The following is a 14,553-nucleotide window of genomic DNA, read 5'->3' on the forward strand; positions in this document are numbered from 1 at the left end:
ATAGTTTTCATATTAAAAGCCTTGGCCTATGGCAGCCCGCGGCTAGCCCGATCAGCGGGAATAATGGCATTAAATAAAAATTCGTGCATTATAGCAAATTTAACCTCCCTTTATCCTAGGCTTTACAAAAAAAAGAACAAAGAATGCCGGCTTTTTCGGGCAATAACAAGGATTTTATACGGGGTAAAAGGGCTGAAAAACAGGGTTTCACTAGGGGCGGTTAGCAATTTACTCTTGACATTTTCGGCAGAAAGTTTATAATTCAAGTAGCACTTTACCACTTAAAATCGATAAAGCAAACAATGTGTACATTTGGGAGGATGAATGAAATGAAAAAACTGCGCAAACTGACTGCGCTGGCTGCATGTGTTGCCATGTTGGCTTCTTTGGCCGCCTGCTCCGGCGGTGGAAGCTCTTCTGTGCCTGCCGCATCTGCTCCGGAAGCACCTGCCGCTTCTCAGGCTGCTGAAAGCACCGAAGCTGGGGACGGTAAAACCTATGTTGTGGGCATTTCCCAGCTGGTTCAGCATGAGGCTCTGGATGCTGCCACAGCGGGTTTCCGTGCGGCTCTCACTGAAAAGCTCAACAATAAGGTAACCTTTGACGAGCAGAACGCACAGGGCGATCCTGCCACCTGCTCCGCCATTGCCAGCGGCTTTGTTTCTTCCAATGTTGACCTGATTATGGCCAACGCAACCCCCGCCCTTCAGGCTGCGGCCGCCGCCACCTCCGATATTCCCATTCTGGGAACCTCCATTACAGAATATGGCGTGGCTCTGGACATAGCAGATTTTAACGGTACGGTAGGCGGCAACATCTCTGGTACCTCCGATTTGGCTCCGCTGGATCAGCAGGCCACTATGATCAAGGAGTTCTTCCCGGATGCCAAAAAAGTGGGCCTGATTTACTGCTCCGCCGAGGCAAACTCCCTGTATCAGGTCAACACTGTCAAGGCTGCTCTGGAAGGAATGGGCTATGCCTGTGAGCTGTATCCTTTCTCTGATTCCAATGATCTTGCCTCCATTACCACGAATGCAACTAAAAGCTGCGATGTGATCTATGTGCCCACCGATAACACTGTGGCTTCCAACACCGGTATCATCGATAACATCTGCCAGCCTGCCAAAATCCCTGTCATCGCAGGTGAAAAAGGCATCGCTGCCGGCTGCGGCGTGGCAACGCTCTCCATCGATTATTATGATCTTGGATACAGCACCGGCTTGATGGCCGCTAAAATTTTAACCGGTGAGAGCGATATCTCCACCATGCCCGTGGAGTATGCCCCAAATTTCACCAAGATGTATAACCCCGCCATCTGCGAGGCTTTGGGCATCACCCCGCCTGCAGGTTATGAGCCCATCGAAGCCTAAATTTGCATAAATAACCATTTGAACCGGCAGAAAAGGAGTTCCCTTTTTTGCCGGTTTCTGTTATACTTAATAAGATTTATGTTGTATGTCAGCTATATGTAAAGTGGAAGTTCCGCCTTGGATATGCAGGCTATGCAGCTAAAGCGTGCAGAACGCGCGTATCTTATACAGGTTATCGGGGGAATCAACTTGGCGCTCAATCCGCTTGATCTGCTCGGCCAGATGCCGGGCGCTGTGGCACAGGGCCTGATTTGGGGCATAATGGCCATAGGTGTGTATATTACTTACAAAATTTTGGATGTTGCCGATCTGACAGTAGATGGCTCTTTCTGCACCGGTGGTGCGGTATGCGTTATGATGCTGATGGCTGGCTTCGATGTCGGGTTTGCTTTGTTTGCTGCCTTTGTGGTGGGCCTGCTCACCGGGCTGGCTACCGGCTTTTTCCATACCTTTTGCGGGATCTCGGCTATTTTGGCCGGTATTTTAACCCAGCTTGGGCTGTGGTCGGTAAATCTGGCTATTATGGGCAAGGCCAATCAGTCCATCAATGTGAACAACTACCAGCTTTTGGTTTCCCTGCGCTATTTGCAGGAGGTGCTGAAAGGGATCCGGCCTTTTTACTGGTCGCCGATTCTGGTTGTGAGCCTATTTGTGGCGGCTATCATTGCTTTGCTTTATTGGTTTTTCGGCACCGAACTGGGCGCCGCTATCCGGGCCACCGGTGCAAACCTGAATATGGCCAGAGCACAGGGCATCAACACCGATTTTAACAAGGTGTTGGGGCTGATGCTCTCCAATGGGATTGTAGCTCTTTCTGGCGGGCTGCTGGCTCAGTATCAGGGCTTTGCGGATATCAACATGGGCCGTGGTGCCATTGTCATTGGGCTCGCTGCCGTGATCATCGGGGAAGTTCTTTTTGCCCGGATTTTCCGCAACTTTGCTCTGCGTCTGCTGGGCGTTGCCGCCGGCGCCATTATCTATTACATGGTCATTCAGGCTGTTCTGTGGCTGCGGCTGGATTCCAACTACCTGAAGCTGCTTTCTGCGCTGGTGGTTGCCGTTTTCCTTGCGGTTCCTTACTGGAAGGGAAAATATTTTTCTGCTGCCTTTGCCCGCAAAGGAGGTGCAGACCGTGCTTAAAATCGAAAATATTTCAAAAACCTTCAATCCCAACACCGTGAACCAGAAGGTGGCACTTAACAATCTTTCCCTGACTTTGAACGACGGCGATTTTGTCACCGTTATTGGCGGCAACGGTGCGGGAAAATCCACCATGCTCAATGCGGTGGCCGGTGTCTTTACAGTGGATGAAGGCCAGATTCTTATTGATGGAAACAATGTTACCAGCCTGCCTGAATACAAACGGGCTACCTTTATCGGCCGTGTCTTTCAGGACCCTATGATGGGAACCGCCGCCAGCATGGGCATTGAGGAAAACCTTGCCCTTGCACTGCGCAGGGGCCAGACCAGAAGCCTGCGCTGGGGCATTACAGGCAAGGAGAGGGCTGAGTATCGGGAGCTGCTCAAAACGCTGGATTTGGGCTTGGAACAGCGTCTGACCTCTAAGGTAGGGCTGTTATCCGGTGGGCAGAGGCAGGCTCTTACCCTGCTGATGGCCACACTGAAAAAACCCAAACTGCTTTTGCTGGATGAACATACCGCCGCCCTTGACCCTAAAACGGCCGCTAAGGTGCTGGAAACCACCGAGAATATCATTCGCCGGGATCATTTAACCACCCTGATGATTACACACAACATGAAGGATGCCATTACCCATGGCAACCGCCTTGTGATGCTGTATGAGGGCCGGGTTGTCATTGATGTGGGCGGCGAGGATAAAAAGAAGCTGACTGTAGAAAAGCTGCTGGAGATGTTCAGCAAGGTCAGCGGCTCGGATGAAGCCAACGATAAGATGCTTCTCTCGTAAAGAGGTATCATTCATTTATGAAAAGGCCGCCTTTGCAGCTCTATGCTGTAAGGCGGTTTGCTTTTATACACCCACAAACACGCACTGCATGCATATGAGTATAAAGTCGGTATAGACCGCCTATGGCGGTTGGTGGCAAATTGCCGCAGTTTAAAACCGCACTGCGGTTTTAAACCTATACAACTATAAGGGAGGGGTTGCCATGACTATACAAAAGCTCCGCTACATTATTGAAATTGTCGGCAGCGGCTCCATGAGTGAGGCGGCCAAGCGCCTTTTCATCACACAGCCCAGCCTTTCCGGTATGGTGAAGGAGCTGGAGGAGCAGCTTGGCTTTACCATTTTCCTGCGTACCAACAAGGGAGTGACCCTCTCGCAGGAGGGGGCGGAGTTTCTGGGCTATGCCCGGCAGGTGGTGGAGCAGACCGACCTGCTGGAACAGCGCTACCTCCATGTCAAACCCTCCCGCCAGCTGCTTTCGGTCTCCACCCAGCACTATGCCTTTGTGGTACAGGCTTTTGTGCGGCTCATTGAGGAGTTTGGAGCCGATGAATATGAATTTACCTTCCGAGATACCCGAACCCACGAAATTCTGGAGGATGTACGCACCCTGCGCAGTGAAATCGGGGTGATCTATATGAACGATTTCAACGAAAAGGTGCTCAGCCAGATTCTGCGGCAGTATGGGTTGGAGTTCCACAAGCTCTTTACTGCAAAGCCCCATATCTTTGTGGGAGCCTCCAACCCTCTTGCCCAGAAAAAGGCGGTTACCTTGGAGGATTTGGAGGAATACCCCTGCCTCTCTTTTGAGCAGGGGGAATACAATTCCTTTTACTATTCGGAGGAAATCCTCAGTACGCTGGTTCATAAAAAAAGCATCCGGGTCTCCGACCGGGCCACGATCTTTAACCTGATGATCGGGCTTGGGGGTTACACCATTTCTACAGGCGTGATTAATGCAGACCTCAACGGCAGTGACATTGTCTCGGTTCCGCTGCTGGTGGATGAGACCATAACAGTGGGGTGGATAGCCCATAAAAGCGTTACCCTTTCCCGGCTGGCGGAGCAGCTGGTGATAAAGCTGGAGGAGGCTGCTCAAGCCTCTGGGTATATAGGATAAAGCTATACCAAACCAATTATACTATGTATTATCCGATATCCTATTCCTGTGGTATACTTTGTTCAACGAAGATTACCGTATGGAGGGAATAGACTATGAGCCAATATGCAAATGTCAAACAGAGGAACCTGCCCCCTTTCCGTTTTGACAGTGTCGGCAGCTTTTTGCGGTCGGAGGCGCTGAAACAAGCCCGGGAGCAGTTTAACCAAGGAACCCTTACACAGGCCCAGCTCACACAGGTTGAGAACGATGAAATCACCAAGCTGGTTGCAAAGCAAAAGGAAGTGGGCCTTCGTGCCGTTACTGATGGTGAGTTTCGCCGCAGCTACTGGCACCTTGATTTCTTTTGGGGCTTTCAGGGAGTCAAGCATGTGGTGCTGGATCAGGGCTATCAGTTCCATGGGGAGGAAACCCGGGCTGATTCCGCTATCCTGACCGGTAAGCTGGGCCTTGACGGCCATCCTTTTCTGGAACATTACCGCTTCTTGAAAAGCCTTGTGGGTGAGGATACAGTCGCCAAGCAGTGCATCCCGGCACCCGCCCAATTCTATGCCGAACTGGTGCGAGGCGATAATGAAAAGCTGGTGGATACATATTACCCCGATAGGGAAGAGCTTTATAAAGATATCGCCCATGTTTACCGGCAGGCAATCCTGGCCTTTTATGAACTGGGCTGCCGCAACCTTCAGCTGGATGACTGCACTTGGGGCATGGTCTGTGATGAAAACTTCTGGAAGCTGATGGCAGGGGAGGGCTATGACCTGCAATCTCTCATGGAGCTGTACCTGCGCCTGAACAACGATGCGCTCACCGATTTGCCGAAGGATTTGGTTGTGACCACCCATGTGTGCCGGGGCAATTATCACTCCACTTGGGCGGCCTCCGGCGGCTACGATACAGCGGCCCCGGTTCTTTTTGCCAGGGAAAATGTGGATGCCTTCTTCCTCGAGTTTGATACAGACCGTGCCGGTGGCTTTGCCCCTTTGAGCTATGTTCCCGCCCACAAGCAGGTGGTGCTGGGGGTCTTTTCCTCCAAGACTGGTCAGCTGGAAGACAAGGAGGCTATTTTGAGCCGCATTAAGGATGCAATAGAGTTTGTTTCCATTGATAATATCTGCCTGAGCCCCCAGTGTGGGTTTGCCTCCACCGAGGAGGGTAACATCCTCACCGAGGAGCAGCAATGGGCTAAGCTGCGGTTTATTAAGGACATTGCAGACGAGCTTTGGAAATAAGCCCTGTTTTTTCTATAGTTATACCTATGGCTGCTGCCCAGTTTCAAAGCCTTCACGGTATAGCCAATAAACTTGAAAACGAAGGTTTCGTTTTCAAAAGCAAGCTTTGCTTGCTTTGCGCCAAAGGCGCAGTTTTGCTTCTTAGTATGCCGTTCTCCCGCTTGTTTTCAAGTTTGGCTACTATAAAATTGAAGCAGAGGAATGAAAGATCAAAAGAGGCATGGAATTTGCATTCCACGCCTCTTTATTATTGCTTAAGAACCACCGGCTTTGCCGGTGGAGAAAGACCTTATAGGTATGGACAAGAAAAAAGCTCCCCGATATATTAAAAGTTAAGGTCTGCCAACCTAACTAAAAAATCGAGGAGGTCTTTAAATGAAAGACATAAACAGTTTAGAACATACCAAGTGGAGATGTCAATACCACGTAGTATTTGCACCAAAATACAGGAGACAAGTAATATATCGGGAAATTAAAGCAGACATAGGGTTTATCCTAAGGAAATTGTGTGATCAAAAAGGGGTAGAAATTATAGAAGCGAACGCATGCCCAGATCACATCCATATGCTAATCAGTATACCACCAAAGTTTAGTGTATCGCAGATAATGGGGTATCTAAAAGGGAAGAGCAGCTTAATGATATTCGACCGTCATGCAAATTTGAAGTACAAATATGGAAATAGGCATTTCTGGGCAAGAGGGTATTATGTGGATACAGTAGGGCGGAATAAAAAGCAGATACAGGAGTATATCAAAAAGCAATTGGAGGAAGATGAGCTATCCGATCAGATGAGTCTCAAGGAGTACACTGACCCGTTTACGGGTAGCAAGAACACCAAGGCATAAAAACGTACCCCTTTAGGGGTTGCCCGAGAAAGCAATGCGGATGGCAGATCTTTCGGGACCCCTTTAGGGGTACTGTCTGTATTGTGCCCTTCTAGGGCTTATTCAAGCCTCCGGCTTAGCCGGAGGTTTTGACTATTGCAAGTATTTGCAGTCTAGCCGCCCAGATAAGCTTTACGGATACTGTCGCTTTCCGCCAGCTCTTTACCGGTACCGGAAATGGCAATCTTGCCTGTTTCCAGCACATAGGCCCGGTCAGCAATGGAAAGGGCCATCTGTGCATTCTGCTCCACCAGCAGAATGGTGGTGCCAGCCTTGTTCATCTCGTGGATAATGGAGAAAATCTGCTCCACCAGAATGGGAGCAAGACCCATGGAAGGCTCATCCAGCATCAGCAGCTTGGGGCGGCTCATCAAAGCCCGGCCCATGGCCAGCATCTGCTGTTCACCGCCGGAAAGAGTACCGGCAACCTGCTTGCGGCGCTCCAAAAGGCGGGGGAACAATTCATACACCTTTTTCAGATCAGGATCAAATTCATTGGAAGGGCGGGTATAGGCGCCCATTTCCAAATTTTCTTCCACGCTCATCTGTAAAAAGATACGCCGCCCCTCGGGAACATGGGCCAGCCCACGCTTCACAATACGGTCGGGGGCAATGGCGGCAATGTTTTCACCCATAAAGGTGACCGAGCCGGTACGGGAATGGAGAAGCCCGGAGATGGTATGCAAAACGGTGGTTTTGCCTGCACCGTTTGCGCCGATCAGAGTGACGATTTCGCCCTCGTTAACCTCCAGCGAAACATTCTTGATGGCATGAATGGCATCGTAGTAGACATTGATTTCTTCAACCTTCAGCATTGCCCTCAGCCCTCCTTTTTCTTGCCCAGATAGGCCTCGATGACCTGCGGGTTATTCTGAATCTCGCCGGGAGTGCCTTTGGCAATGACCTTGCCGAAGTTCAGCACACAGATTCCCTCACAGATGCCCATAACCAGATTCATATCGTGCTCGATGAGCATAATGGCAATCTGGAAGGTATCCCGAACCTTGACGATGTTTTCCATCAACTCGGCGGTTTCGGAGGGATTCATGCCGGCAGCCGGTTCATCCAGCAGAAGAAGGGAAGGATTAGTTGCCAGTGCCCGAACAATTTCCAGCCTGCGCTGTGCGCCATAGGGCAGAGAGCCGGCCTGATGATGGGCGAAATCCTGCATGTCAAAAATAGAAAGCAGCTCCAAGGCCCGGTCATGAGCCAGCTTTTCCGCCTTCCAATAGGCAGGCAGGCGAAGAATGCCGCTCCACATATCGTAGTTGATGTGGTTGTGCAGGCCCAGCTTCACATTATCCTCAACAGTCAGGTTGGAGAAAAGGCGGATATTCTGGAAGGTACGGGCAATACCGGAGCGGTTCACCTGCATGGTGGTCATGCTGTGGGTATCCCGGCCATCCAGCAAAATGGTTCCGCGGGTGGGCTGATAAACCTTGGTGAGCAGGTTGAAAACGGTGGTTTTACCGGCACCGTTGGGGCCGATCAGACCGGCAATTTCGGTGCGTCCAACTGTAAGATTGAAACTGTCTACAGCGGTCAGGCCACCAAAATCAATACCCAGATTGCGGACATCCAGAACAGGCAGCTTATCGATATCCCGCTCGGGAATGATGCTGTTGGAAGGAACTGGAATCATTTTAGTGGGGGGTCTTTTCTCAAAATTCATTTGGATGCGCCCCCTTTCTTGTTGGCAGGGCGAATGGCTGCGAGGCCACGGTTGATGATGCTGCGGAAGGAGCCGCTGTTGGTAGTCAGCATAACGAGAATCAGCACCACGGCGTAGATCAGCATACGGTAATCATTGAACTGGCGAAGCATTTCGGGCAAAACGGTGAGAATCGTTGCCGAAACGATGGAGCCCCACATGTTGCCAAGGCCGCCCAATACCACAAACACCAGAATTAGGATAGAGGTGTTGAAGTTGAACTTGGTGGCAATGATGGTGGAAAAATTCATGGCATAAAGAGCGCCTGCACCACCGGCTAAGGCCGCAGAGGTGACAAAAGCCATCATTTTATACTTGGTAACCGGGATGCCGACACTTTCGGCGGCAATGCGGTTGTCACGCACTGCCATGATCGCCCGGCCCGAACGGCTCTTTACCAGATTGAGAACAATGACCAGAGTGAGTATAATCAGCACAAAGCCGGTGGTGAAGGTGGAAAGCTTAGGTATAGCTGAAATACCCATCGGTCCATCGATGATGATGCGCCCGCCCGGGTTCAGCTCCAAAGCAGCGGCACTGCTTAAAAAGCCGAAGTGAAGCCCGCGGTCATCCACGCCTACATACAGGCAGGTGATGATGTTTTTGATAATCTCACCGAAGGCCAGTGTTACGATGGCCAGATAGTCACCTGCCAGCCGCAGAACCGGTATACCAATGAGAACCCCGGCCAGTGCTGCAAAGAGAGTACCTGCTAAAATACCAACACCCAAGCGTACCATCGGAATGGGGATTACATTTTCCAGACTGATGCAGGCCACCACACCGGTAAAAGCGCCAACGCTCATAAACCCGGCATGTCCAAGTGAAAGCTCACCCAAAACACCAACAGTCAAGTTTAGGGAAATGGCCATAATCACATATGCGCAGATGGGCACCAGCTGCCCCTTCAGGGAAGAGCTGAGATTGCCGCCAGCCATCAAAAACTGAAGGACTACATAAGCCACAATGACAGTGCCGTAGATGCAGGTGTTGGTGCGGACAGCCTTACTGAATTTATTCATACTGCCCACCTCAAACTTTCTCGGTAATCTGCTTCCCTAGAAGCCCAGTAGGCTTTACAAGCAGAATGATAATCAAAACAGCGAATACAATGGCATCGGAAAGCTGTGTGGAGATATAGCCTTTTCCGAATATCTCGATAATACCCAGTAGAATTCCACCCAGCATAGCACCGGGAATGGAACCGATACCACCGAATACGGCAGCGGTAAAGGCTTTGATGCCCGGCATAGCGCCGGTGGTGGGCATCAAAGTGGGGTAAGCGGAGCAAAGCAGCACACCGGCAATGGCAGCCAGTGCGGAGCCAATGGCAAAAGTGACCGAAATGGTCATATTCACGCTGATGCCCATGAGCTGGGCGGCACCCTTATCCTCCGAGCAGGCACGCATGGCCTTACCCATTTTGGTGGTTCCGGTGAACCAAGTCAACCCCAGCATAATCACAATGCAGGTGATAACTGTGACAATGGCAATGGAAGAAATGGAAAGCTGCCCATCAAAGAGCTTGAGGGCGGTTTCCGGCACAACGGGAAGAAACACCTTGGGGCTGGAGCTCCAAAGAAGCTGTGCTCCATTTTGGAGGAAATAGCTGACACCAATGGCGGTGATCAAAACCGCCAGAGAGGGAGCGGAACGCAGTGGCTTGTAGGCAAGACGTTCAATAACAACGCCCAGCATGGTACACACCACCATAGCCAGCAAAACGCCTGCTATAGGCGGGAGCTGCCATCGGGAGGTAGCGAAGAAGCAGACATAAGCGCCAACCATGATCACATCGCCGTGTGCAAAGTTAAGCATCTTGGCAATACCATATACCATCGTGTAACCCAGGGCGATGATGGCGTAAACACTGCCAAGACTCAGTCCGCTGATCAGATAGGAAAGGAACGTCATGATATACACACCTTCATTCTTGTTTGAGCGTATAGGAAAAACCGCATCCAACTCGCTCGTATCCTCTTAACATCACAAAAAACAAGCCTGGGAAATTCTTCTTCAGAGCCACTTAGAGCATTTTGTCCGGTGGGTTTTGGCGGCATACATAAAACAGACTCTACTATTATGTATCAATGACCCTATAAAAATCAAGATGTATTCCCGGGCAGGCAGTGGCCATAACCGGGGCATCCAAAAGTTAACCATACAATACAATAGAAGGGCTGCCGAATTTGCTCGGCAGCCCTCCCTTAAAACAATCTGAAAGGGCAAGGGCAGCTTAGTCCATACCGACGTAGGCGCCGCTCTGAATAACCATGCCCTTGGGGCTCTTGGAAACTTCACCACTAGCGGCCCAGGTCATATCCTGACCGGTCAGGCCATCAACAGAAATGGTGGGGAAAGTGGCAACCAGCTTTTCGCAGATATCCTGTGCACTCATGTCAGGAGTAGCGCCGGCAGCTTCCAAAGCAGCTTTATAGGCATAAATGCAGTCGTAACCGTCAGCAGCAAACTGGTTGGGGGTTTCGCCGAACTTCTCTTTGTATTTGGCAACAAAGCTGGTGGTCAGCTCGTCGGTGGAATCTGCATTAAAGGGAGTCAACAGCATTACGTTTTCAGCCAAGGAGGTATCAAAGTTTTCCAGAGCAAGGATACCGTCCATGCCGTCTACACCAAAGAACTTAGGAGCAAAATCCATTGCCTTGGCCTGCTGGAAGATCAAAGAAGCGGGGGTATAGTAAATGGGCAGGAACACAAGGTCAGCGCCTTTGTTTTTAGCATCGGTCAGCTGAACGGAGAAATCGTTCTGGCTATCCTCGGTAAAGGTGGTTGCAGAAACAATTTCAAGGCCAAGCTCTTTGGCTTTGCTCTCAAAAGTGGAGTAGATACCGGAGGAATAAACATCATCGTTCTTGTAGATAACAGCGATCTTGGTGCCCAGCTTCTTATCAGAGATATACTGTGCGGAGGCCAAACCCTGGTTGGGGTCGGTGAAGCACATCTGATACATATTGTCTTTGCCATCAATGACTGCGGTAGCAGAAGCAGAAGGAGTCAAAGCAAAGATGCGGTCTGCAAAGGTTTCAGCAGCAGTGGCAGCACAGGGGGTGCTGGTAACCGAACCCAAGGAAATCTGCATGCCCCAGTCTTTCAGCTGGTTGTAAGCATTGACTGCCTTCTCAGCGTCATGCTCATCATCTTCATAGCGCAGCTCAAACTGGATGCCGCCCAAGGCGTTGATTTCTTCCACGGCGATTTGTGCGCCGTTTTTAGCTGCGATGCCATAGATGGCTGCGCCGCCGGTGAGGGGGCCGGTGCCGCCTACCTTATAAGCAGCCTGTGCTGTGCCAGCCTGAGCAGGGGCAGAAGCATCCGTTCCGGTAGAAGCAGCCTGGCTGGAAGCAGCGCTGCTACCGCTGCCGCCACAGCCGGCAAGGCTGCCCAGCACCAATGCCAAGGTCAGTAAAGAAGCAAATATTTTTTTCATTGTTGTGTTCTCCTTGTAGTAAAAATTTGCAGGTTTTTGTTTTGCAGCCGTCTTACAGAATGAGACAATTTGAATCGTAGTAGGAGACCTCACTGCGTTCTTTGGCCGAAAACACCAAAAATAGCTGCATAGATTTTACAGCTTCTTTAAATTTTAGCTGTCTAACGTCCACATGTCAAGGGATGAAAGAATATTTTTGCAGGATTAAGCTGGTAATTATACAAAAAATCAAAATTTCGGAGGAAAAAAATCTTCCAATTAGTCTTTTTCAAAGGTAAGCGGCCTAAATCTTTTCAATCAAATATATCTTAACCATTTAGGATGGAATATTGCCAAATCTGCTTTGTACGCCAGAGAAATACACTCTTACCCCATCAATCATTCAGCGGTCTCTTCTTTTTGATATAGAAAATAAATCCTTTTTGAGAAAATATACAATTTTGATTTATTGTTTAGCAAACATTAAATCAAATGCGTGAATGTGAGGGTTTTCTTCCATAGACGTATTTTTTTGCCCATTTCAGGCACAACCAACAAGAATTAAGCCAATTTATTGAAACACAAACACACATGGATAAAAACTGTATCAATTGTATCGAAGCAAAACCCGATAATCAAGGCATTTGTATTGGCACAGAAATTGCAATATATAGGGTAGGAGACATACACTCCCGGTTAAACACATACCAATCCAAACACTTCCACATACAAAATCGGCATCCTCCGTGAAAAGAAGAGCCGGCTCCTTAGAATTTGTGTATATCCGGCGGGAGGTTTCAGAAATAGCAGAGAATGGGGAGAACACATTGATTCAGATTAAAACTGTGGTGAAAAATGCAACTGGTCTGCATGCTCGCCCCGCCGCGAGGCTGGTGAAGCTCTGCAAAACCTATAAAAGCAAAGTTACGTTACAGGCAGGGGGGCGCTGCTGCGATGCAAAAAGTATTTTTAAGCTGCTGCAATGCGCTATTAAGGTGGGAGAGATTGTTATCGTTCAGGCAGAAGGCGAGGATGAAGCACAGGCCGCCACAGCTGTGGCCCAGTTGATTGATGCATTGGAGGAATAAACCATGATGATCACGGGAACGCCGGTTTGTCCGGGAAAGGTGCTGTGCAAAACAAAAATATTAAAGGCAATGCCCCACTTCGATCTGGAGCTTCAAAGTGAGGAAGCTTTTGAAGAGGCCCGCAGCAGGGTATGGAGTGCCATTGAAGCTGTATCCGCCCAGCTGGCCCACACAGCCGGCAAGATGCCCGAGCGAGAAGCTGAGATGATTGATGTTCAGCGGACCATGCTGGAGGAAGAAGGCTTTCTGGAGGAAATTGAACGCTTTCTCATGCAGGGCTCCGCTCCGGAGGCTGCTGTTCTAAAGGCCGCCAAGGTGCAGGAGGAACTGCTGCTGGCACTGGAGGATGAGTATCTGTCGGCCAGAGCGGAGGATATCCACGATGTAAGCCATCGGGTTGCCTGTCTGCTGGCCGAGGTTCCCTACCCCGATATCAGCCTTTTGGAGGAAAAGGTTATTCTCATAGCCCAAGAACTGCTCCCCTCCATGCTGATGAGCGCTGATCTGAAAAATCTCAGCGGCATTATCCTGCAAAAGGGAACCCCAACCTCTCATGTTTCCATTCTGGCTTCCAGCCTGAATATTCCCGCTTTGGTGGCCTGTTCCAGAGCCTTGGAGCTGCCGGAAAATCGGCTGATCTTTTTGGATAGTGTCGAAGGCAAGGTGGTTTATGGGGCCGCATCCTTTAAAGAGGAACGCAGGCAGGCGGAAGCCTATGCACAAGAGCAGGCCCTGCTCAAGGATTACTGTGGGAAGAGCGCCATTACTGCGAATGGGCAAACTTTGCTGGTTGCGGCCAACATTATCGAGCCTTCTGTGCTGAGCAGCGTAAAAGAGCAGGGGTTGGATGGCGTGGGGCTGTTCCGCACCGAGTTTTTATATATGAACAGAGCCTCCCCGCCCGGGGAAGAGGAGCAGTTGGCTGTTTACTGCAGAGCGGCGCAGATGCTGGAGGGCAAACCCCTGACTATTCGTACCATGGATATCGGCGGCGATAAAGAGGTGGATTATCTGGGCATTCCCCACGAGGAAAACCCGTTTCTGGGTTTTAGGGCTATACGCATCTGCCTCGATCGCACCGAGCTTTTTAAAACCCAGCTTCGTGCTGTGCTGCGAGCGAGCAGTGAGGGGAGTATCCGGCTGATGTTCCCCATGATTGCCACTAAAGAAGAATTGACCGAGGCCTTGGAGCTGCTGGAGGAATGCAGGCAGGAGCTCCGCTGGGAGCGGCTCCCCTTTGACACCAATATGCCGGTGGGCATGATGGTGGAGGTGCCTTCGGCGGCCATTATGCTGGATACCATGGCCCCTCTTATCCGGTTTGTAAGCATTGGCAGCAACGATCTGCTGCAATATACCTTTGCCGCCGATCGCCTGAATCCCAAGGTGGGGTACCTCTATAACTGTATGCATCCGGCCATGCTGAGGCTGCTCGGACATATTATCGGGGTTTGCCGGCAGGCTGAAATTGAATGCTCATTGTGCGGCGAAATGGCCGGAGATGCTCTTGGCCTTGCGGCCTTGGCCGCTCTGGGGCTGCGCAAGTTCAGTGTATCCCCAGCCTTGGGGCTGGTGACCAAAAAGCGGATACACCTGTTGAATCTGGGCCGCTTGGAAAAAGCAGGCAGGCAAATGCTTGGCAGCGAAAGCGCAGAACAGGCTGCCGCTGTTCTCAAAGAAGCGCTGCCCAATGACTATCCGGCTTTATGAAGGTATTGTTTATTGTGCGAAAGGAGGCTCAGGGGAATTTCTGATCCCGGCAAATGTGAGGTGTATGCCGCAGCCGATCCGGTGAC

13 protein-coding genes are annotated in these 14,553 nt (G+C 50.4%); 8 read left to right on the forward strand and 5 right to left on the reverse strand.

What is annotated here, in order from left to right; translation table 11 throughout:
• Nucleotides 1-329 precede the first annotated feature (329 nt).
• The 6 genes from U6B65_13755 (at nt 330) to tnpA (ending at nt 6,495) form a co-directional block, all read left to right on the forward strand.
• On the forward strand, nt 330-1,370 hold the full coding sequence (locus U6B65_13755) for an ABC transporter substrate-binding protein (protein WRS27374.1): 1,041 nt from the start codon (nt 330-332) through the stop codon (nt 1,368-1,370).
• Between the two features lie 222 nt (nt 1,371-1,592).
• A complete protein-coding gene (locus U6B65_13760) occupies nt 1,593-2,510 on the forward strand; it encodes an ABC transporter permease (GenBank protein WRS28960.1) in 918 nt (305 codons plus the stop codon).
• Entirely contained in the window at nt 2,503-3,297 is a 795-nt protein-coding gene (locus tag U6B65_13765) for an ATP-binding cassette domain-containing protein (protein WRS27375.1), read from the forward strand. Before U6B65_13760 ends, U6B65_13765 begins: the two co-directional genes overlap by 8 nt.
• Nucleotides 3,298-3,499: 202 nt before the next feature.
• Entirely contained in the window at nt 3,500-4,417 is a 918-nt protein-coding gene (locus tag U6B65_13770) for a LysR family transcriptional regulator (protein WRS27376.1), read from the forward strand.
• Nucleotides 4,418-4,512: 95 nt separating this feature from the next.
• Nucleotides 4,513-5,649, forward strand: coding sequence for a 5-methyltetrahydropteroyltriglutamate--homocysteine S-methyltransferase (locus U6B65_13775; GenBank protein WRS27377.1), 1,137 nt, complete (start codon nt 4,513-4,515; stop codon nt 5,647-5,649).
• Nucleotides 5,650-6,024: 375 nt separating this feature from the next.
• A complete protein-coding gene (gene tnpA, locus U6B65_13780) occupies nt 6,025-6,495 on the forward strand; it encodes an IS200/IS605 family transposase (protein ID WRS27378.1) in 471 nt (156 codons plus the stop codon).
• Between the two features lie 152 nt (nt 6,496-6,647).
• On the opposite strand, the gene U6B65_13785 is transcribed toward tnpA, so the two are convergent.
• From U6B65_13785 to U6B65_13805, 5 genes are all read right to left on the reverse strand, one after another.
• Complete coding sequence (locus tag U6B65_13785) at nt 6,648-7,349, reverse strand: ABC transporter ATP-binding protein (GenBank protein ID WRS27379.1); 702 nt, start codon at nt 7,347-7,349, stop codon at nt 6,648-6,650.
• A 5-nt stretch (nt 7,350-7,354) separates the two neighbouring features.
• Nucleotides 7,355-8,206, reverse strand: coding sequence for an ABC transporter ATP-binding protein (locus U6B65_13790; GenBank protein WRS27380.1), 852 nt, complete (start codon nt 8,204-8,206; stop codon nt 7,355-7,357).
• Nucleotides 8,203-9,267 (reverse strand): branched-chain amino acid ABC transporter permease, encoded by a 1,065-nt coding sequence (locus tag U6B65_13795; protein ID WRS27381.1) that lies wholly within the window; start codon nt 9,265-9,267, stop codon nt 8,203-8,205. Before U6B65_13795 ends, U6B65_13790 begins: the two co-directional genes overlap by 4 nt.
• A gap of 10 nt (nt 9,268-9,277) precedes the next feature.
• Entirely contained in the window at nt 9,278-10,159 is an 882-nt protein-coding gene (locus U6B65_13800; GenBank protein ID WRS27382.1) for a branched-chain amino acid ABC transporter permease, read from the reverse strand.
• A gap of 322 nt (nt 10,160-10,481) precedes the next feature.
• Nucleotides 10,482-11,690: an ABC transporter substrate-binding protein gene (locus U6B65_13805; protein WRS27383.1), complete on the reverse strand. Its 1,209-nt coding sequence runs from the start codon at nt 11,688-11,690 to the stop codon at nt 10,482-10,484.
• A gap of 806 nt (nt 11,691-12,496) precedes the next feature.
• Here U6B65_13805 and U6B65_13810 point away from each other — a divergent pair.
• Together U6B65_13810 and ptsP are read left to right on the forward strand one after the other, a co-directional pair.
• Nucleotides 12,497-12,757, forward strand: a complete 261-nt coding sequence (locus U6B65_13810) for an HPr family phosphocarrier protein (protein WRS27384.1) — start codon at nt 12,497-12,499, stop codon at nt 12,755-12,757.
• Between the two features lie 3 nt (nt 12,758-12,760).
• Nucleotides 12,761-14,467, forward strand: a complete 1,707-nt coding sequence (gene ptsP, locus U6B65_13815) for a phosphoenolpyruvate--protein phosphotransferase (protein ID WRS27385.1) — start codon at nt 12,761-12,763, stop codon at nt 14,465-14,467.
• The last annotated feature ends 86 nt before the right edge of the window (nt 14,468-14,553 follow it).

The organism is Oscillospiraceae bacterium MB08-C2-2 (assembly GCA_035621215.1).
Lineage (GTDB): Bacteria > Bacillota > Clostridia > Oscillospirales > Ruminococcaceae > WRAV01.